The sequence below is a fragment of the Yersinia enterocolitica genome, from assembly GCA_002082245.2.
Classification (GTDB): domain Bacteria; phylum Pseudomonadota; class Gammaproteobacteria; order Enterobacterales; family Enterobacteriaceae; genus Yersinia; species Yersinia enterocolitica_E.
In genome coordinates, this window is the sequence record NBTC02000002.1 from 3,748,426 (window position 1) to 3,769,459 (window position 21,034).

The window sequence follows — 21,034 nt, forward strand, 5'->3', positions numbered from 1 at the left end:
AACTGTCCTATGTTCGGGGCAGACAGAGTGGGTCGACTTTTCAGCGAGCTGAGGAACCCTATGGTTTACTCCTATACCGAGAAAAAACGTATTCGTAAGGATTTTGGTAAACGTCCACAAGTTCTGGACATACCTTATCTCCTTTCTATCCAACTTGACTCGTTCCAGAAATTCATCGAGCAAGATCCCGAAGGGCAGCACGGTCTGGAAGCAGCATTCCGTTCTGTTTTTCCAATTCAGAGCTACAGTGGCAATTCGGAGCTGCAATACGTTAGCTACCGTCTTGGTGAACCTGTATTTGATGTTAAAGAGTGCCAGATCCGTGGTGTGACCTATTCCGCACCGCTACGCGTTAAGCTGCGTCTGGTAATCTATGAGCGCGAAGCTCCTGAAGGTACGGTCAAAGACATCAAAGAACAAGAAGTCTACATGGGTGAAATTCCACTCATGACCGAAAACGGTACCTTTGTCATTAACGGTACTGAGAGGGTTATCGTATCTCAGCTACACCGTAGCCCTGGCGTATTCTTTGACAGTGATAAGGGTAAAACCCATTCATCGGGTAAAGTGCTGTACAACGCACGTATCATCCCTTACCGCGGTTCATGGTTAGATTTCGAGTTTGACCCGAAAGACAACCTGTTTGTCCGTATTGACCGTCGTCGTAAATTGCCTGCAACCATCATTCTGCGCGCATTGAGTTTCACCACTGCACAGATCTTGGATCTGTTCTTCGAGAAAGTGGTCTTTGAGATTCGTGACAACAAGCTGCAGATGGAATTAGTTCCAGAGCGCCTGCGCGGTGAAACGGCATCCTTTGATATTGAAGCGAATGGCAAAGTTTACGTCGAGAAAGCGCGTCGTATTACTGCGCGTCATATTCGCCAGCTTGAAAAAGACGGCATTGATCGCATCGAAGTTCCGGTTGAATACATTGCCGGTAAAGTGGTTGCAAAAGACTATATCGATACGAACACCGGTGAGCTTATCTGTGCAGCCAACATGGAGCTGTCACTGGATTTACTGGCTAAACTGAGCCAGTCTGGCCACAAGCATATCGAAACATTGTTCACCAACGACCTGGATCACGGTGCTTATATCTCCGAGACCCTGCGTGTTGACCCAACCAGCGATCGTTTGAGCGCCTTGGTTGAGATCTACCGCATGATGCGTCCTGGTGAGCCACCAACACGTGAAGCTGCTGAAAATCTGTTTGAGAACCTGTTCTTCTCTGAAGACCGCTATGATTTGTCAGCGGTTGGCCGGATGAAGTTCAACCGTTCCCTGCTGCGTGACGAAATCGAAGGTTCCGGTATCCTGAGCAAAGAAGACATCACCGAAGTGATGAAAAAGCTCATCGATATCCGTAATGGTCGCGGCGAAGTGGATGATATCGACCACTTGGGCAACCGTCGTATTCGTTCCGTTGGTGAAATGGCTGAAAACCAGTTCCGTGTAGGTCTGGTTCGTGTTGAGCGTGCAGTTAAAGAGCGTTTGTCTCTGGGTGACCTCGACACTCTGATGCCTCAGGACATGATCAACGCCAAGCCGATTTCGGCGGCGGTGAAAGAGTTCTTCGGTTCCAGCCAGTTGTCACAATTTATGGACCAGAACAACCCGTTGTCTGAGATTACGCATAAACGCCGTATCTCTGCATTGGGCCCGGGCGGTTTGACCCGTGAACGTGCTGGCTTTGAAGTTCGAGACGTACACCCGACTCACTACGGTCGCGTATGTCCAATCGAAACGCCAGAAGGTCCAAACATCGGTCTGATCAACTCCTTGTCTGTCTACGCACAGACCAACGAGTATGGTTTCCTGGAAACACCTTATCGTCGCGTACGCGATGGTGTGGTGACCGATGAAATTAACTACCTGTCTGCTATTGAAGAAGGCAATTTCGTTATCGCTCAGGCGAACTCCAACCTGGACGAAGACGGCCGCTTCATTGAAGACTTGGTCACTTGTCGTAGCAAAGGCGAATCAAGCCTGTTTAGCCGCGACCAAGTAGACTATATGGACGTTTCCACTCAACAGGTGGTGTCTGTTGGTGCTTCTCTGATTCCATTCTTGGAACACGATGACGCCAACCGTGCATTGATGGGTGCGAACATGCAACGTCAGGCGGTTCCTACTCTGCGTGCTGATAAGCCGCTGGTGGGTACTGGTATGGAACGTGCAGTAGCGGTTGACTCAGGGGTAACCTCTGTAGCCAAACGTGGCGGTACGGTTCAATACGTAGATGCATCCCGTATCGTTATTAAAGTTAACGAAGACGAAATGTATCCGGGCGAAGCAGGCATTGATATTTATAACCTGACCAAATACACCCGTTCAAACCAGAACACCTGTATCAACCAGATGCCGTGTGTGAATCTGGGTGAGCCAATCGAGCGCGGCGACGTGCTGGCAGATGGCCCATCAACAGATCTGGGCGAACTGGCATTGGGTCAGAACATGCGCGTAGCGTTCATGCCTTGGAACGGTTACAACTTCGAAGACTCCATCTTGGTCTCCGAGCGCGTGGTACAAGAAGATCGCTTCACCACCATCCACATTCAAGAACTGGCATGTGTGTCCCGTGACACCAAGCTGGGGCCAGAAGAGATAACGGCTGATATCCCGAACGTGGGTGAAGCTGCACTGTCCAAACTGGATGAGTCCGGTATCGTGTATATCGGTGCTGAAGTGACTGGCGGCGACATTCTGGTTGGTAAGGTAACACCTAAAGGTGAAACCCAACTGACGCCAGAAGAGAAGCTGTTACGTGCGATCTTCGGTGAGAAAGCGTCTGATGTTAAAGACTCTTCTCTGCGTGTACCAAACGGTGTTTCCGGTACGGTTATTGACGTACAAGTCTTTACTCGCGACGGTGTAGAAAAAGATAAACGTGCGTTAGAAATCGAAGAGATGCAACTGAAGCAGGCTAAGAAAGACCTGACTGAAGAGTTGCAGATCCTGGAAGCGGGCCTGTTTGCACGTATCCATGCAGTACTGGTTTCTGGTGGCATCGAAGCTGACAAGCTGAGCAAGTTACCACGTGATCGTTGGCTCGAACTGGGCCTGACCGACGAAGACAAGCAAAACCAACTGGAACAGTTGGCAGAGCAGTACGACGAAATGAAATCCGAATTCGAGAAGAAGATGGATGCCAAGCGTCGTAAGATCACCCAAGGTGATGATTTGGCACCAGGCGTGCTGAAGATCGTCAAGGTGTATTTGGCGGTTAAACGTCAGATTCAACCGGGTGACAAGATGGCCGGTCGTCACGGTAACAAAGGTGTTATCTCCAAAATTAACCCGATCGAAGATATGCCTTACGATGAAAACGGTACGCCGGTAGACATCGTTCTGAACCCGCTGGGCGTACCATCGCGTATGAACATCGGTCAGATTTTGGAAACCCACTTAGGGATGGCAGCGAAAGGCATTGGCGAGAAAATCAACGCCATGCTGAAGAAGCAGGAAGAAGTTGCCAAACTGCGTGAGTTCATCCAGAAAGCCTACGATCTGGGCGACAACGTTTGTCAGAAAGTTGATCTGAGCACCTTCACCGATGACGAAGTATTGCGTCTGGCTGAGAACCTGAAAAAAGGTATGCCAATTGCAACACCAGTCTTCGACGGCGCGACAGAGAAAGAGATCAAGGAACTGTTACAGCTAGGTGGTCTGCCAACTTCTGGTCAGATTACTCTGTTTGACGGCCGTACCGGCGAGCAATTTGAACGTCAGGTTACTGTCGGCTACATGTACATGCTGAAACTGAACCACTTGGTTGATGACAAGATGCATGCGCGTTCTACCGGTTCTTACAGCCTGGTTACTCAGCAGCCGCTGGGTGGTAAGGCTCAGTTCGGTGGTCAGCGCTTCGGTGAGATGGAAGTGTGGGCGTTGGAAGCTTATGGCGCCGCGTACACATTGCAGGAAATGCTTACCGTCAAGTCCGACGATGTAAACGGCCGTACCAAGATGTACAAAAACATCGTGGATGGCGATCACCGTATGGAACCAGGCATGCCGGAGTCCTTCAACGTATTGTTGAAAGAAATCCGCTCGCTGGGCATCAATATCGAGCTGGAAGAAGAGTAACTCTTCGCCAGACGGCAGACTCTTACAGCCGGGAGTCTGCTGGTGGTTCGCACTGGTCACAGGGGCGCTCAAATTTCGTTTTGAGCGCCTATCAGGTCTAACTCCGACAGGAGCCAATCCGTGAAAGACTTATTAAAGTTTCTGAAAGCGCAAACTAAGACCGAAGAGTTTGATGCGATCAAAATTGCTCTGGCATCGCCAGACATGATCCGTTCATGGTCGTTCGGTGAAGTTAAAAAGCCGGAAACCATTAACTACCGTACGTTCAAACCAGAACGTGACGGCCTTTTCTGTGCCCGTATCTTTGGCCCAGTAAAAGATTACGAATGCCTGTGCGGTAAGTACAAGCGTTTGAAACACCGTGGTGTTATTTGTGAGAAATGCGGCGTTGAAGTGACTCAAACCAAAGTGCGCCGTGAGCGTATGGGTCACATCGAACTGGCTTCTCCAACTGCGCACATCTGGTTTCTGAAATCGCTGCCATCCCGCATCGGTTTACTGCTGGATATGCCATTACGTGACATCGAACGTGTACTGTACTTCGAATCCTATGTGGTTGTTGAAGGCGGTATGACCAACCTGGAACGTCGTCAGATCCTGACTGAAGAGCAGTATCTGGACGCGTTGGAAGAGTTTGGTGATGAGTTCGACGCGAAAATGGGCGCCGAGGCGATTCAGGCCCTGTTGAAAAACATGGATCTGGAAGCTGAGTGCGAGATCCTGCGTGAAGAATTGAACGAAACAAATTCTGAAACCAAGCGTAAGAAGCTGACTAAGCGTATCAAGCTGCTGGAAGCGTTCGTACAGTCTGGCAATAAGCCAGAGTGGATGATCCTGACCGTGCTGCCTGTGTTGCCGCCAGATTTGCGTCCATTGGTTCCGTTGGATGGTGGTCGTTTTGCGACTTCTGATCTGAACGATTTGTATCGTCGCGTGATCAACCGTAACAACCGTCTGAAGCGCCTGCTGGACTTGGCGGCTCCTGACATCATCGTACGTAACGAAAAGCGTATGCTGCAAGAAGCAGTAGATGCATTGCTGGATAACGGCCGTCGCGGTCGTGCGATTACCGGCTCTAACAAGCGTCCGTTGAAGTCACTGGCTGACATGATCAAAGGTAAGCAAGGTCGTTTCCGTCAGAACTTGCTGGGTAAACGTGTTGACTACTCAGGTCGTTCGGTTATCACCGTTGGTCCATACCTGCGTCTGCATCAGTGCGGTCTGCCTAAGAAAATGGCTCTTGAGCTGTTCAAACCGTTCATCTACGGCAAGCTGGAATTGCGTGGTCTTGCTACCACCATTAAAGCCGCCAAGAAGATGGTTGAGCGTGAAGAAGCTGTGGTTTGGGATATCTTGGATGAAGTTATCCGCGAACACCCAGTGCTGCTGAACCGTGCACCAACCCTTCACCGTTTGGGTATCCAGGCGTTTGAACCGGTTCTGATCGAAGGTAAGGCAATCCAGTTGCACCCATTGGTTTGTGCGGCATATAACGCCGACTTCGATGGTGACCAAATGGCTGTTCACGTACCGCTAACACTGGAAGCTCAGTTAGAAGCGCGTGCGTTGATGATGTCTACCAACAACATCCTGTCACCAGCGAACGGCGAGCCAATCATCGTTCCTTCTCAGGACGTTGTATTGGGTCTGTATTACATGACCCGCGACTGTGTTAACGCCAAAGGCGAAGGCATGGTTCTGACTGGCCCGAAAGAAGCTGAACGTATTTATCGTGGTGGCCTGGCATCGCTACATGCTCGCGTAAAAGTGCGTATTACTGAAGAAATTCGTAATGTCGAAGGCGAAAGCATTACGCGTACCAGCATCATCGATACGACAGTTGGCCGTGCTATTTTGTGGATGATCGTCCCGAAAGGCCTGCCTTACTCTATCGTGAACCAGCCGCTGGGCAAGAAAGCTATCTCCAAGATGCTGAACACCTGTTACCGCATCCTGGGCTTGAAGCCAACGGTTATCTTTGCTGACCAGATCATGTACACCGGTTTTGCTTACGCAGCACGCTCAGGCGCCTCTGTAGGTATCGATGACATGGTTATCCCAGAAGCGAAAGCAGGGATCATCGAAGAAGCTGAAACTGAAGTTGCCGAGATCCAGGAGCAGTTCCAATCTGGTCTGGTAACCGCAGGCGAACGTTATAACAAAGTGATCGATATCTGGGCCGCGGCTAACGAACGTGTTGCCAAGGCGATGATGGATAACTTGTCTGTAGAAGATGTTGTCAACCGTGACGGCGTTGTCGAACAGCAAGTGTCATTCAACAGCATCTTTATGATGGCCGACTCCGGTGCGCGTGGTTCTGCTGCACAGATTCGTCAGCTGGCAGGGATGCGTGGTCTGATGGCCAAGCCAGATGGTTCGATCATTGAAACGCCAATCACTGCGAACTTCCGTGAAGGTTTGAACGTACTTCAGTACTTCATCTCAACCCACGGTGCGCGTAAAGGTTTGGCGGATACCGCATTGAAAACTGCGAACTCCGGTTACCTGACCCGTCGTTTGGTTGACGTGGCACAGGATCTGGTGGTAACCGAAGACGATTGTGGTACCCATAACGGTATCGTGATGACCCCGGTTATCGAAGGTGGTGATGTTAAAGAGCCACTGCGCGATCGCGTTCTGGGTCGTGTGACCGCAGAAGAAGTTATCAAGCCGGGTACGGCTGATATTCTGGTTCCGCGTAACACCCTATTGGACGAAAAATGGTGTGATCTGTTAGAAGAAAACTCCGTCGACAGCGTTAAAGTTCGTTCAGTAGTAAGCTGTGAAACTGACTTTGGTGTGTGTGCAAACTGCTATGGTCGCGACCTGGCACGTGGTCACATTATCAACAAAGGTGAAGCAGTTGGTGTTATTGCAGCGCAGTCAATCGGTGAGCCGGGTACCCAGCTTACGATGCGTACGTTCCACATCGGTGGTGCGGCATCTCGTGCGGCAGCAGAGTCCAGCATTCAGGTTAAGAACAAAGGCAGCTTGAAACTGAGCAACGTCAAGTTCGTTACCAATGCAGCGGGCAAGCTGGTTATTACTTCTCGTAATACCGAGCTGAAGCTGATCGACGAATTCGGCCGTACTAAAGAAAGCTACAAAGTGCCTTACGGTGCTGTAATGGCTAAAGGCGATGGCGCAGAAGTCCAGGGCGGCGAAACCGTTGCTAACTGGGATCCGCACATCATGCCAGTTGTGACCGAAGTGAGCGGTTTCATTCGCTTCGCGGACATGGTTGACGGCCAGACCATTACCCGCCAGACCGACGAACTGACTGGTTTGTCTTCTCTGGTAGTACTGGATAGTGCAGAGCGTACCGGTAGCGGTAAAGACCTGCGTCCGGCACTGAAAATCGTTGACGCCAAAGGCGACGATGTATTGATCCCAGGTACTGATATGCCTGCTCAATACTTCCTGCCAGGTAAAACGATTGTACAGCTGGAAGACGGCATTCAGATCGGTGCGGGTGATACCCTGGCGCGTATTCCTCAGGAATCAAGCGGTACCAAGGATATTACCGGTGGTCTGCCACGTGTTGCTGACTTGTTCGAAGCACGTCGTCCGAAAGAGCCTGCAATCCTGGCTGAAATCAGCGGGATCATCTCGTTCGGTAAAGAGACCAAAGGCAAACGTCGTCTGGTTATCTCACCGTTGGATGGTAGCGATGCATACGAAGAGATGATTCCGAAATGGCGTCAGCTCAACGTGTTCGAAGGTGAAATTGTAGAACGCGGTGACGTGGTCTCCGATGGCCCAGAATCTCCACATGACATTCTGCGTCTGCGTGGCGTTCACGCAGTTACCCGTTACATCACCAACGAAGTGCAGGAAGTTTACCGTCTGCAAGGCGTTAAGATTAACGATAAACACATCGAAGTTATCGTTCGTCAGATGTTGCGTAAAGGCACCATCGTTGATTCAGGTAGCACTGACTTCCTGGAAGGCGAGCAGGCAGAAATGTCTCGCGTTAAAATCGCTAACCGTAAGCTGGCAGCCGAAGGCAAAATCGAGGCTACGTTCACGCGTGACCTGCTGGGTATCACCAAGGCATCCTTGGCGACCGAGTCCTTCATCTCTGCGGCTTCGTTCCAAGAAACCACGCGCGTTCTTACTGAAGCGGCAGTTGCCGGTAAACGTGATGAACTGCGTGGCCTGAAAGAAAACGTAATCGTGGGCCGTCTGATCCCAGCCGGTACCGGTTACGCTTATCATCAGGATCGTGCACGCCGTAAAGCTCTGGGTGAAGTTCCCGTTGTACCGCAAGTTAGCGCGGATGAAGCAACGGCTAACCTGGCTGAATTGCTTAACGCCGGTTTTGGTAACAGCAAAGACTAATCTCTTTGTTGTTCACCAACGTAAAAACCGCTCCTTACGGGGCGGTTTTTTTTGTAAGCGTCGCTAGAACCACACAGTGACCTGTGTGGTTGTTTAAGGTAGGGTGATGTTCCAGGGAAGGAGGGACTCGAGATCACCGTCGGCGGTGAGGGTGGGCAGTTTGGTAAACACCTGCATCAGGTAGTCAAAGGGCACAAGACCATTGGCTTTCGCCGTTTCAACCAGGCTATAAAGGATGGCGCTCGACCGCGCACCGCTGCGCGTATTCGACAGCATCCAATTTTTTCTCCCAATGACAAACGGCTTGATGGCCCGCTCAGCCCTGTTGTTGTCTATGCTCAACTGCCCGTGCTCCACATAACGCACCAGCTTTGACCATTGATTCAGACTGTAGACCACGGCCGTGCCCAACAAGTGTTTCTCCGGAACCTGCGGCCTTGTTTTATCCAGCCAGCCTTTGAACTCGTCCAGCAGTGGGATGGCCTCCTGCTGGCGGCGGGCCGCAATGACATCGGCCGGCTGCCCCTTCAGCTCTCGCTCAAGGCGGTAAAGTTTCTGGATATGCGTCAGCGCCCAGTCAGCACGGCCAACTTTTCCTTTCGGCTGGGCCACTTTCGCCTCCATGAACTTGCGGCGCGCATGCGCCATGCAACCGACAACTGTCGCGTCGGTATTCGTGTAACCGGCATAACCATCGGCCTGCAGGTAACCTTCATATCCGTTGAGGAACCCGACAGGGCCGGCAGCGCCGTGACCATCCTGATAGTCATACAGTACGATAGCGGGCGGCAGACCGGGCTCCGGGCTATCACCGCCGCAGCCGTAGACCCACATGTAACATTTATCCTTTTTCACCTCCACCACCTTGAGCGTGGTGTCATCGCTCCAGATTACCTCACGCTCAAGTAAATGTTGATGAAGCAACTCAACCAGCGGGGCCAGCCGTTCTGCACATTTCAACATCCAACTGCTCATGGTCTGGCGGCTCAGCTCGATACCCAACTGGGCGAACCATTGCTCCTGGCGATAGAGCGGCAGGCTGAACTGGAACTTGCTGTTGATTATCTGGGCCAGCAGGCTGGGCGTGGCGATGCTGCGGGGTAATAAGGTTGCAGGTACAGGCACAATCAGGATGTTGACCTCGGTCCCCTGCTGCTCACATTGGCGGCAACTGTATTTAGGGCGAACATGGCGCATGACCTTGATGCTGGCCGGGATAAACTCCAGTTGCTCGCTGCATTCCTCGCCCATGCGATGCAGGGCATGACCACAGCAGGCACAGGTCTTTTCTTCGTCTGGCAGGTCGTGAAGCACCTCCTCCCGGGGAAGGCCAGGCGGTAACCGTGGACGACGGCTTTTGCGTTCGGGTGTGACGGGGTCAGCCTGAGCGTTATCTTCTTCCTCGGCGTGAGGTGGCGTCTGGGTGGCAAGGTCATCGGTCTGCTCAGCTTCGTTAAACAACGCTCCCTGACCTGGGTAGTCTTCGCTACTGGCCGCATAGAGTTTGTAACGGGCCAGCAGCCACTGTTCGACCATGCTTTGGTATTGCGCTTGCCACAGGCTCGATTTTTCCTGCCATTGGGCTGCTTGTGCTTGCCACTGGGCTACCTGCGCCTGCCAAAAAGCTTCCCGCTCCTGCAGTATTTGCTGGAGTTCATTAGGCGAGTTTGGCAGGGTATCGGGCAGTGTTTTCATGGTATGAATTATACCCTTTACTGCCCCTTAATACATTGTTATTTAACCGGTAGTTGTACTTTTTTATTAACTCAACGAGGTGTAATGCAGAGGGGGATGCCGCTGTATTTTTGTGATGTCTATCCCCTCTAACAGCCAGTGCCATTGTTGTTCATCCAACGTCAACGTATCGCCACTCAACCGGGAAGGCCATTTGAAGTGCGCCTGTTCAAGGCGTTTATACCACAGACAAAAACCGGTGGTGTCCCAGTACAGCGCCTTTATTTTGTCGTGCCGTCGATTGCAGAAGACAAACAGGGCTCCACTAAAAGGCGATAACGCCATGTGCTGTTCAACCAGTAGCGTGAGCCCGTTGATGCTTTTGCGAAAGTCCACGGGAAGGCGGTGAAGATAAATCTGCGTGGCATCGACAAACATCTTCATGGCGTGAGTTCCCGCAGTAAGGTCGCCAGCCAAAATGGAGAAAGGCTGAGGGGAAATTGCAGTGAGCAGTGTGCGAGCGTCAGTTTGATAGAATCGCACTCAACCGGAGGTAGCTCAGGTTCGGCAACAGCGGGAGTGGGTTCGACAGGCGGCGTTATCGGCAAAGAACCCTGTTTGAGCGGAGAGACAGCGATAAATGCGGGCGGCGGCGACTTGGCTTGCGCAACGAGGCGATCCTTGGCATTGAAAAAAGCGCTGCGTGAGATTTGATGGCGTTTACAGAATTGAGTTTGGTTGAGACCGGAGCGTTGTTGTGCGTCGAGCAGTTCACGCCATTCGTCGGGAGTGCGATGGTTCGTCTTTGCCATATTGCCTCTGATCTTCGGTGAATTCCAAAGACAAGCATGATGTTTCATCGCGTTAAGCGGAAGGTGCGGTACCAGCGACGTTTACTTTTTTTTTGCTTTTTTTAGGATTTAAACGGCCGGTTTATTGCAGAGAACGCCCTAAATGGCGATCCCAATCCTTCCACACCGGCTGTAACCCCGCCTGTGTCAATGCCAGTGCTACCTGCTCCGGTGTGCGATTATCATGCGGAGCAAATTGCTCAAGTTCTGGATGATTATCTGCATACCCACCAGGCTGAGTTTTGGAACCCGCACTGACATTATTAATCGCGACCGGAATGACATTGTCGCGGAAGAAAGGTGATTCACGGGTAGATAGCGACAGTTCCACATCCGGGGCAAACAATCTAAAAGCACAGATCAATTGCAGCAGTTGCGGCTCACTCATCAGAGATGCAGGCTCGATACCGCCCGCACAAGGTCGTAGTCGTGGAAACGAAATAGAGTAGCGACTTTGCCAATAGGTCTGTTGCAGATAAAACAGATGCTCCGCCAGCATATAACAGTCCGTGCGCCAACTATTAGACAGCCCGATCAACGCACCTAGTCCGATCTTGTCGATCCCAGCCCGACCGAGACGATCTGGGGTTGCCAGTCGCCAGTGAAAATCTTGCTTGTGCCCGCGCAAGTGATGTTGCTGGTAAGTCGCTGGGTGATAGGTTTCCTGATAAACCATCACACCGTCTAATCCCAACGTTTTTAGCTCCGCATACTCTTCTTGCGCCAATGGTTGAACTTCCATCATCAGTGAACTGAATCGACTACGGATGACTGGGAAGTGACGACGAAAGTAATCCATTCCTACTTTTGCCTGATGTTCACCAGTGACCAGTAGCAGATGTTCAAAGCCTAGCGCTTTGATAGCATCACACTCACGGATGATTTCTGCTTCATCTAAGGTTTTGCGCTTGATGCGATTGCTCATCGAGAAACCACAATAAGTGCAATCATTAGCACACAGATTAGAAAGGTAGAGCGGCACATAAAAACTCACCGTGTTACCAAAACGCTGGCGGGTTAATTGTTGAGCCTTCTGCGCCATCGGTTCGAGATAAGCCAGTGCTGCGGGCGAAATCAACGCCATTAAGTCGTCGCGATTCGGTTTGACGGCATTAATGGCCCGTTCAACATCAGCGGCGGTTTTACTGTTAATACGCAGAGAAATATCATCCCAATCTAATTGTTGCCAGTGTTGGCTGAAATCTTCAGACATGATGCTCCTCCTCTAACTGGCTGAGAAAGCCAGTCAGTGGGCTGGTGGCAATGGCCTTGCCAAACTGTTGGTTGCCAAGCCCCGCCTGACGCGCCAATTCACCGGATTCAACCGCCAAACGGAAAGCATGCGCCATGTGTACGGGTGAGCGTGCCACGGCAATTGCGGTATTGACCAGCACGGCATCAGCTCCCAATTCCATTGCCTCAAGCGCATGGCTTGGCGCACCAATTCCAGCATCGACTACCACGGGCACTTTGGCCTGCTGGATAATGATTTGCAGAAAGTCGCGGGTACGTAAGCCCAAATTTGAGCCAATCGGTGCACCCAATGGCATGACGGCAGCGCAGCCTGCTTCTTCCAGCCGCTTGCACAATACCGGGTCCGCACCACAGTAAGGCAAAACAACAAATCCCTCTTTCACCAGTATTTCGGCGGCTTTCAGGGTTTCTATTGGGTCAGGCAGTAAATACTTCACATCGGGATGAATTTCCAATTTTATCCAATGGGTACCCAGCGCTTCACGCGCCAGACGGGCGGCAAATACAGCCTCTTGCGCAGTTTTGGCCCCCGAGGTATTAGGCAGCAAACGCACACCTAATTGTTGCAAGGGCGCAAGAATTGCATCGTTCCCTGCCCGTAAATCAACCCGTTTCATCGCCATAGTAATCAGTTGTGACCCCGAGGCGCGCAATGCTTCCAGCATTAGTTCCGGGGTGGAGAATTTTCCCGTACCGGTAAATAAACGTGAGGTAAAAGTGGTATCGGCGATCTTCAGCATGTCAGCCCCCGGCAATCGCTTGGAATAGCAAAATGTTATCACCCGCGTGTAACTGGCATTTTTCCCAGTCAGTGCGGGGGACGATGACCTGATTAATTGCCAGAGCCGTACCCGGCTGGTGGCGTTTGAGCTGATTGAGCAGCATTGCCGCAGTGATATTGCTCACCACTTCTAATGGCTGATCATTGAGCACAATCTGTATATAACCCGTTTTCACTGTGCACCTCCGCAGGCAGGGCAATGCTTGGCCCGAGTCAGTTGCAGGGTGCTCCAGCTCTGCTGCTTGCCATCGAATAAGCGTAATTTCCCGCTCAGTGCCGACGGCAGTCCTGCCAACATCTTGATGGCCTCCAGTGCTTGCAAGGTACCAATGACGCCGACCACCGGCCCCAATACGCCAGCAGTACGGCAGTTACGTTGTGGTAATTCTTTATCGGGATATAGACAGGTGTAGCAGCCTTGAGAATAAGGCGGCTCAATCACCAGCAATTGCCCGCTGAATCCCACGGCACTACCGCTAATTAATGGTTTTTGTGCAGTGATACAGGCTGAATTTACCTGATGGCGCGTCTCCATGTTGTCGCTGCAATCCAGCACCAAATCAGCGTTAGCTACCGCATCGGCCAATGCCGCACCTAGCAGCCGCGTATCAAATGGGACAATTTCAATCAACGGATTGAGGCTTTGCAAATGACGTTGGGCTAACCGTGCTTTACTTTGATTAGCTGAGGATGTTTGGCTGATATCTGTGGTGCGATACAGGATTTGGCGCTGTAAATTGGTCAGTTCCAGTTGGTCATCATCAGCCAGTAATAGCTTACCGACACCGGCTGCCGCCAAATAGAGCGCAGCAGGCGAACCAAGGCCGCCAAGGCCGATAATCAGCACACAGGCACTTTTCAGCTTCAACTGGCCCTCAGGGCCGATATCCTCCAGTAATAACTGGCGGCTGTAGCGCAAGAATTCGCTGTCACTCAACTCATACTTGTTTGTCATCAGCCAGCTCCTTGCCCTCAATCAGGTGCAGTAATTGTGCTGTTGCCTGCTGCCAATCGTCACTCAGGGTAATGGCACTGACGACCGCTACACTACCGACACCCGTGGCCAGGACCGCCGGTACGCGCTCAATGCTGATACCGCCGATGGCAACGGTCGGGTAGCCTGGCGTGTTGTCGACCATCTGCTTGAGTACCGTCAACCCTTGTGGTGATGACGGCATTTGCTTGGTTTGTGTGGGGAAGATGTGGCCCATGGCGATATAAGAGGGCCGGACAGCTTTAGCTATCGCCAGTTCCTGCTCATCATGGGTTGATACGCCCAGCCGTAATCCAGCTTGCTGAATCGCGGCCAAGTCGGCTGTTTCCAAATCTTCCTGACCCAGATGAACACCATAGGCACCATGCTTAATCGCCAGCCGCCAATAATCATTGATAAATAAGCGTGCCTGATAGCGTTTGCCTAACGCTATGGCAGCGGCAATGTCTTGTTCTACCTGCGCATCATCTAACTCTTTGATACGTAGTTGTATTGTGGTTACACCTGCGGCAAGCAGGCGCTCTATCCAAAGTAGGCTATCGACGACGGGATAGAGACCAAGACGCTGTACCGTCGCAGGGAAACCTTTCTTTGCAGAAAATGAGGCATGATTAGACAGGTTCATTATTGGCCTCGCTCTTGAGGTTAACGGGGCTGTGATACAGCTCGCTGCCGCGAGAGCGGAACTCCGCTGACATCTGTTCCATACCTGATTGTAAAATTTCGATCGGTTGGGCTGCTGTTTCTTGTGTCGCTGCTAGCTCTTGCGTCACAGCCTGTTCTTGCGTAGCGGCATAGTCGCGGACTTCCTGAGAGATTTTCATCGAGCAGAATTTCGGCCCGCACATTGAGCAGAAGTGGGCCACTTTGCCGGACTCCTGCGGTAGGGTTTCGTCGTGATAGGCTCGTGCGGTTTCTGGATCAAGCGCCAGATTGAACTGATCTTCCCAGCGGAATTCAAAGCGCGCTTTCGACATGGCGTTATCGCGGATCTGCGCACCGGGGTGGCCTTTGGCCAAGTCTGCGGCATGGGCGGCGATTTTATAAGTAATAAGACCTTGTTTCACATCCTCTTTATTAGGCAGGCCAAGATGTTCTTTCGGTGTGACGTAACACAACATGGCGCAACCGAACCAGCCAATCATGGCGGCCCCAATACCTGAAGTGAAATGATCATAACCCGGCGCAATATCCGTAGTTAGCGGGCCTAAGGTATAGAATGGCGCTTCATGGCAGTGTTCCAACTCTTCCGTCATATTGCGGCGAATCATCTGCATCGGCACATGACCGGGGCCTTCAATCATCACCTGGACATCATATTCCCAGGCGATTTTGGTCAATTCACCCAAGGTATGCAGCTCAGCGAACTGGGCTTCATCATTGGCATCCTGAATGGAACCAGGGCGTAGGCCATCACCCAGTGACAGTGAGACATCATAGGCCGCACAGATCTGGCAGATTTCGCGAAAATGCTGATACAGGAAGTTTTCCTGATGATGGGAAAGGCACCACTTCGCCATAATTGAACCGCCACGGGAGACGATACCGGTCAAGCGTTTGGCAGTCATCGGCACATAACGCAGCAACACACCGGCATGGATAGTAAAGTAATCCACCCCTTGCTCGGCCTGCTCCAACAGCGTGTCACGGAACATTTCCCAGGTTAGGTTCTCGGCCACACCATTTACTTTTTCTAATGCCTGATAGATAGGAACGGTACCAATAGGGACCGGGCTGTTACGCAGGATCCATTCGCGGGTTTCATGGATATAGCGTCCCGTGGACAAATCCATTACGGTATCTGCACCCCAGCGGGTTGACCACACCAGTTTTTCTACTTCCTCTTCGATGGAGGAGGTCACCGCAGAGTTACCGATATTGGCGTTCACTTTCACTAAAAAGTTACGACCAATAATCATTGGCTCAGATTCTGGGTGGTTAATATTGGCGGGGATGATAGCTCGGCCCGCCGCCACTTCCTGACGTACAAATTCAGCCGTGATATTTTCTGGCAGGTTAGCGCCAAAAGCCTGTCCTGGATGCTGCTGGCGTAGTACCTCACCGCGAATACGTTCACGGCCCATATTTTCTCGCAGCGCGATAAACTCCATCTCTGGCGTGATGATACCCTGACGGGCGTAATGCAGTTGGGTGACGCATTTGCCTGTGATAGCTTTCTTCGGGTGTGGCAGATGCTCAAAACGCAAATGATCCAAGCCTTCGTCGGCCAAACGTTGTTGGGTGAAGCCAGAACTGACAGAGGTCAGTGCGGCGCTATCCTGGCGTTCAGCTATCCAGCTATCGCGTAATTTGGGTAACCCGCTGTGAACATCCAGTTTGGCATTTGAGTCACCATATGGGCCGGAAGTGTCATACACCGGGATGGCTTCGTTATCTTCATAGCGTGGTGCGTCTTTGCCACCGCCAATCAGTGTCGGACTGAGCTGGATTTCGCGCATCGGTACCAGAATATCTGGCCGTGAGCCTTGTAGGTAAATACGTTGGGAGTTGGGGAAAGTGACACCTTGCAAAGTATCAATAAACTGTTGAGCTTGTTCACGTTGTTGTTTACGTGGAATAGGTTTACGTGGGCGTGATGAACTTTTAGTGGTTGTATTATTAGACATAGCAATTCCTACCAGTGTGGTTTATAGGGAAAATTGCTTGTCTGGAGCTTGGCGGGAGTAACGATGTTGGCCAGTAACCGGCAGCTACCTGTAAGGATAAAGACCGGGCCTGTAGCGATAAATTACTCTTGTTCCCTTCGCGGGTATTAACCCGATCAGGTTCCGCGGATCCCGAATTAACGGTCTCAGCCTGCGTTTGCTTTCCTAAGAAAACAGGTGCTAGGCACTCCGACAAGAAACCCCAGTATATGAGGTTGAATTAAAACTACAAGCCCGTGCTGTTCAGCGGGCTATTTTACCGGCCCTGTTTGAATAACTGGCTGGGCGGCTTGCCATGACTCGGCTGCCCATTGAATCAATTGATCTTCCAAGCGGAAACGGGCATCAAGGGCTTCGCCGATATCAGATAATGCTTGTTGAAACTCGATACAACTGTCCTGATCGATCTCAATGTTGGTATAACGATCATGGAATGTCATGATCGTTTGAGTATTATTTTTTAACGCAGGATACACTTTGGTCGTCAGCGCCATTTTTGGGCTAGACGCGCCTTCCACCTGTTTGATAATTCTGTCATAGATATGAAAATGCCCGGAAGAGAGATAATCCACTAAATTATGGCAAAAGTTCTCCAGCGCTTTTTCGTTAAGCGGGGTATGCTTTTCTTTTTGCGGCTTAATACCGATCACTGTGCAATATGAAACTAACAGTTCTTTACGCGCATGAAGCCATTGATCAATTAATTCATTACTGCCGCCAACGCGTTGAGTCAGGCTTTCTAGTCGGTTGAGCATGAACGACTCCGTGAGTAAGGAAAAGTAATAGTGGGTTACAAAAATGTAACAAGCCGGATTCTAGATTGCCAGTGAAGTCGAGGTTGTGCAACAACGATATGGAACTACAACTTACAGGTAAAGAAAGTGGCTGGTGGATTGTCAGTCATGAAAACAAATTATGGTTGCCGAAAGGGGAGTTACCACAAGGTAATGCCGCTAATTGGTCATTGCAGGGCGCAGCGGCAAGGCAAATCGGTGAATGGCAAGGGCAGGCGGTATGGTTGATCCGTCAGATGATGTCTACTGATATGGGTTCCGTGCGGCAATTACTGGATGTGGATCGCGGCTTGTTCCAATTGGCTGGGCGTGGTGTGCAACTGGCAGAGTTTTATCGTTCTCACCGTTTTTGTGGTTATTGCGGTCACCAAATGCAGGCCAGCCGTTCCGAGTGGGCTTGTCTGTGTAATCACTGCCGTGAGCGCTATTACCCACAAGTCGCCCCTTGTGTGATTGTTGCCATTCGCCGTGATGATGAAATTTTATTGGCGCAGCATGTACGGCATCGTGGCGGCATTAATACCGTATTGGCAGGCTTTGTCGAAGTGGGTGAGACTCTGGAGCAGGCGGTTTCCCGTGAAGTTTTAGAAGAAAGTAATATTCACATTAAAAATCTGCGCTACGTAACATCACAGCCTTGGCCGTTCCCCCATTCACTGATGATGGCGTTTATGGCCGAGTATGACAGTGGTGAATTGCGACATGACCCTAAAGAGCTGCTAAATGCCGGTTGGTATCGTTATGACCAATTGCCATTACTGCCGCCGCCAGGCACCGTAGCACGACGATTAATTGAAGATACCGTGGTGTTATGCCGCGAGCACCGTGAGTTGATCTAATCAGAAGGGAGTGCTGAAGCGCTAACCTCATAGCCGACGCAGTTTAAACCCCACGAGAGTGAGTCATTATCACGCCCTTAATAGCGGCGGCAGTTAGCAGGAAAGTATTATCTGACATGCTACAATATGGTCCGCTAAAAGATGGCCGCCAGATAATTAAGGGAGCTCCACCATGAATGAGTTGAAAAACGATCGCTATCTGCGAGCCTTATTGCGTCAACCGGTAGATGTAACGCCGGTATGGATGATGCGTCAGGCGGGCCGTTATTTGCCGGAATATAAAGCTACCCGCGCGGTTGCCGGGGATTTTATGTCGCTGTGCAAAAATGCGGAACTGGCTTGTGAAGTGACGATGCAGCCATTACGTCGCTATCCATTGGACGCCGCGATTCTGTTTTCAGACATTCTGACCATCCCCGATGCTATGGGGCTGGGGCTCTATTTTGAAACCGGTGAAGGCCCACGCTTCCAATCCCCGATTACTTGTCGCGCCGACGTCGAAAAGTTACCCATCCCCGACCCAGAACAGGAATTGGGTTATGTGATGAACGCGGTAAGAACCATTCGCCGTGAGCTGAAAGGTGCGGTGCCATTAATTGGTTTTTCCGGCAGCCCATGGACGCTGGCAACCTATATGGTTGAAGGTGGTAGTAGCAAAGCGTTTACCAAACTGAAGAAAATGATGTATGCCGAGCCGCAAACCCTGCATCTGCTACTGGATAAACTGGCCGATAGCGTCATCTTGTATCTCAATGCGCAAATCAAAGCTGGCGCTCAATCTGTGATGGTGTTTGATACTTGGGGCGGGGTACTGACAGGGCGTGATTATCTTGAATTCTCCTTGAACTACATGCATAAAATCGTCGATGGCCTGATCCGCGAAAACGACGGGCGTCGGGTGCCGGTGACCTTGTTCACCAAAGGTGGCGGGCAATGGCTGGAAGCAATGGCTGCTACCGGTTGTGATGCATTAGGGTTGGATTGGACCACGGATATCGGCGATGCGCGCCGTCGGGTGGGTGATAAGGTCGCTCTGCAAGGCAATATGGACCCCTCTGTGCTATACGCACCACCTGCCCGTATTGAGCAGGAAGTGAGTACTATTCTCGCAAGTTTTGGCCAGGGTGAAGGGCATGTGTTTAATCTGGGGCACGGCATTCATCAGGATGTCCCGCCAGAACATGCAGGGGCTTTTGTTGATGCAGTGCATACATTATCAAAGCCTTATCATCAAAACTAATCGCTTATACCCAAAGTCATTGGGGCGGCAGGTAACCGTACTGTAGCTTCAAGCTCGAGGGAGGTTGGCCGATGATAGATACCAAAGCGTTACGGGCAGAACAGTTACAACGAGCATCTGAAATTATTCTTCACGATGATTTTGATAGTGGGTCAGTGCACTTTATTGCCGGTGCGGATGTTGGTTTTGAGCAGCAGGGGGAGATTACCCGTGCTGCTATCGCGATTTTGCGTTATCCCTCGCTAGAACTGGTGGAATATCAGGTTGCCCGCGTGGCAACTTCACTGCCGTATATCCCCGGTTTACTCTCTTTCCGTGAATATCCTGCATTATTAGCCGCCTGGGAGCAGTTGCAGCAACGGCCTCAACTGGTGTTTGTTGATGGGCAAGGTATCGCACATCCGCGTCGTTTAGGCGTTGCCAGCCATTTTGGGCTGTTGGTTGATGTCCCGACCATTGGTGTCGCCAAAAGTCGCCTGTGTGGGCACTCTCTGCCGCTAGAGAGCGATAACGGCGCATTACAACCACTCATTGATGGTGATGAGCAACTTGGCTGGGTGTGGCGCAGCAAAGTCCGTTGCAATCCACTGTTTATCTCGCCCGGTCATCGGGTCAGTGTTAGCAGTGCTTTGGCGTGGGTACAGGCTTGCATGGCGGGCTACCGTTTGCCTGAGCCAACCCGTTGGGCTGATGCTATCGCCTCAAACCGCCCGCAATTTCAGCGTTGGGTGCGGAAAAATCCTGATTTACTTGGCAACCATAGGGATATGATTTAATTTCGGGTACACTGCCGCGCAGATAATGAATAATGAGAACTTATAATGATACGTAATCCGATTCATCTACGTCTCGAGAAGCTAGAAAGTTGGCAACACCTGACTTTCATGGCTTGCTTATGCGAGCGGATGTATCCCAACTATCAGCAATTTTGTCTGGAAACTGAATTTGGCGACCCGGCTGTTTACCGGCGCATTCTGGACCTGATCTGGGAAACTTTGGTCGTAAAAGACGCAAAAGTTAACTTTGATAGCCAGTTAGAGAAGCTGGAAGAGGCAATTCCTTCAGCCGATGACTATGCTATCTACGGTGTTTATCCTGCCATCGATGCCTGTATTGCATTGGGCGAGGCCATCCATTCGCGTTTGAGTGGTGAAACACTGGAACATGCTGTCGCTATCAGCGAAGCATCAATTCGTACCGTTGCAATGTTGGAAATGACGTTGGCCGGTAAAGAAATGACCGATGAAGAACTGAAAATTTTGCCTGCGATTGAAGAAGAATGGGATATCCAATGGGAGATTTTCCGTCTGTTAGCTGACTGTGAAGAGCGCGACTTAGATCTGATAAAAGGGCTACGATCTGACCTGCGGGAAGCGGCTGTTAGCAACATTGGCATAAATTTAACGCAATAAGGCAAGAAAACGTGATTTAACGCCTGATTTGTCACGTCTTAAGGCTTCACATCTGCCCCCTGTCTGTTCTACATTTGGGGGGCGAAAAAAAGTGGCTAT

Annotated in this window: 16 protein-coding genes and 1 riboswitch; of the genes, 6 read left to right on the plus strand and 10 right to left on the minus strand. The window is 51.0% G+C overall.

Translation table 11 applies throughout. The features are described from left to right. Nucleotides 1–60 precede the first annotated feature (60 nt). Together rpoB and rpoC are read left to right on the plus strand one after the other, a co-directional pair. A complete protein-coding gene (gene rpoB, locus A6J66_018680; GenBank protein ID PNM26007.1) occupies nucleotides 61–4,089 on the plus strand; it encodes a DNA-directed RNA polymerase subunit beta in 4,029 nt (1,342 codons plus the stop codon). A gap of 120 nt (nucleotides 4,090–4,209) precedes the next feature. Beyond that, nucleotides 4,210–8,430, plus strand: a complete 4,221-nt coding sequence (gene rpoC, locus A6J66_018685; protein ID PNM26008.1) for a DNA-directed RNA polymerase subunit beta' — start codon at nucleotides 4,210–4,212, stop codon at nucleotides 8,428–8,430. A gap of 93 nt (nucleotides 8,431–8,523) precedes the next feature. Here rpoC and A6J66_018690 read toward each other — a convergent pair whose 3' ends face one another. The 10 genes from A6J66_018690 to A6J66_018735 form a co-directional block, all read right to left on the minus strand. After that, a complete protein-coding gene (locus tag A6J66_018690; protein PNM26009.1) occupies nucleotides 8,524–10,125 on the minus strand; it encodes an IS66 family transposase in 1,602 nt (533 codons plus the stop codon). 66 nt (nucleotides 10,126–10,191) lie between these two features. Further along, on the minus strand, nucleotides 10,192–10,548 hold the full coding sequence (locus A6J66_018695) for an IS66 family insertion sequence hypothetical protein (GenBank protein PNM26010.1): 357 nt from the start codon (nucleotides 10,546–10,548) through the stop codon (nucleotides 10,192–10,194). Continuing rightward, nucleotides 10,545–10,916 (minus strand): hypothetical protein, encoded by a 372-nt coding sequence (locus A6J66_018700; protein PNM26011.1) that lies wholly within the window; start codon nucleotides 10,914–10,916, stop codon nucleotides 10,545–10,547. Before A6J66_018700 ends, A6J66_018695 begins: the two co-directional genes overlap by 4 nt. 121 nt (nucleotides 10,917–11,037) lie before the next feature. Next, nucleotides 11,038–12,168, minus strand: coding sequence for a 2-iminoacetate synthase ThiH (locus A6J66_018705; GenBank protein PNM26012.1), 1,131 nt, complete (start codon nucleotides 12,166–12,168; stop codon nucleotides 11,038–11,040). Beyond that, nucleotides 12,161–12,949, minus strand: a complete 789-nt coding sequence (locus tag A6J66_018710) for a thiazole synthase (protein ID PNM26013.1) — start codon at nucleotides 12,947–12,949, stop codon at nucleotides 12,161–12,163. The genes A6J66_018705 and A6J66_018710 overlap by 8 nt, the downstream gene beginning before the upstream one ends. Nucleotide 12,950: 1 nt before the next feature. Continuing rightward, nucleotides 12,951–13,166, minus strand: coding sequence for a sulfur carrier protein ThiS (locus A6J66_018715; GenBank protein PNM26014.1), 216 nt, complete (start codon nucleotides 13,164–13,166; stop codon nucleotides 12,951–12,953). Then, a complete protein-coding gene (locus A6J66_018720; GenBank protein ID PNM26015.1) occupies nucleotides 13,163–13,945 on the minus strand; it encodes a HesA/MoeB/ThiF family protein in 783 nt (260 codons plus the stop codon). The genes A6J66_018715 and A6J66_018720 overlap by 4 nt, the downstream gene beginning before the upstream one ends. Further along, nucleotides 13,929–14,609, minus strand: coding sequence for a thiamine phosphate synthase (locus tag A6J66_018725; GenBank protein ID PNM26016.1), 681 nt, complete (start codon nucleotides 14,607–14,609; stop codon nucleotides 13,929–13,931). Before A6J66_018725 ends, A6J66_018720 begins: the two co-directional genes overlap by 17 nt. Continuing rightward, nucleotides 14,596–16,611 carry a phosphomethylpyrimidine synthase ThiC gene (locus A6J66_018730; protein PNM26017.1) on the minus strand — a complete coding sequence of 672 codons (2,016 nt, stop codon included), beginning with the start codon at nucleotides 16,609–16,611 and terminating at the stop codon, nucleotides 14,596–14,598. Before A6J66_018730 ends, A6J66_018725 begins: the two co-directional genes overlap by 14 nt. A gap of 115 nt (nucleotides 16,612–16,726) precedes the next feature. Then, nucleotides 16,727–16,852, minus strand: a riboswitch (TPP riboswitch). Nucleotides 16,853–16,901: 49 nt separating this feature from the next. Further along, complete coding sequence (locus A6J66_018735; GenBank protein PNM26018.1) at nucleotides 16,902–17,405, minus strand: Rsd/AlgQ family anti-sigma factor; 504 nt, start codon at nucleotides 17,403–17,405, stop codon at nucleotides 16,902–16,904. A gap of 98 nt (nucleotides 17,406–17,503) precedes the next feature. On the opposite strand from A6J66_018735, the gene A6J66_018740 reads away from it, so the two are divergent. From A6J66_018740 to A6J66_018755, 4 genes are all read left to right on the plus strand, one after another. Further along, nucleotides 17,504–18,283 carry an NAD(+) diphosphatase gene (locus A6J66_018740; GenBank protein ID PNM26019.1) on the plus strand — a complete coding sequence of 260 codons (780 nt, stop codon included), beginning with the start codon at nucleotides 17,504–17,506 and terminating at the stop codon, nucleotides 18,281–18,283. A 172-nt stretch (nucleotides 18,284–18,455) separates the two neighbouring features. Next, entirely contained in the window at nucleotides 18,456–19,523 is a 1,068-nt protein-coding gene (locus tag A6J66_018745; protein PNM26020.1) for a uroporphyrinogen decarboxylase, read from the plus strand. Nucleotides 19,524–19,594: 71 nt separating this feature from the next. Further along, complete coding sequence (locus tag A6J66_018750) at nucleotides 19,595–20,299, plus strand: deoxyribonuclease V (protein ID PNM26021.1); 705 nt, start codon at nucleotides 19,595–19,597, stop codon at nucleotides 20,297–20,299. Nucleotides 20,300–20,344: 45 nt separating this feature from the next. Then, nucleotides 20,345–20,935 carry a DUF416 domain-containing protein gene (locus A6J66_018755; GenBank protein ID PNM26022.1) on the plus strand — a complete coding sequence of 197 codons (591 nt, stop codon included), beginning with the start codon at nucleotides 20,345–20,347 and terminating at the stop codon, nucleotides 20,933–20,935. The last annotated feature ends 99 nt before the right edge of the window (nucleotides 20,936–21,034 follow it).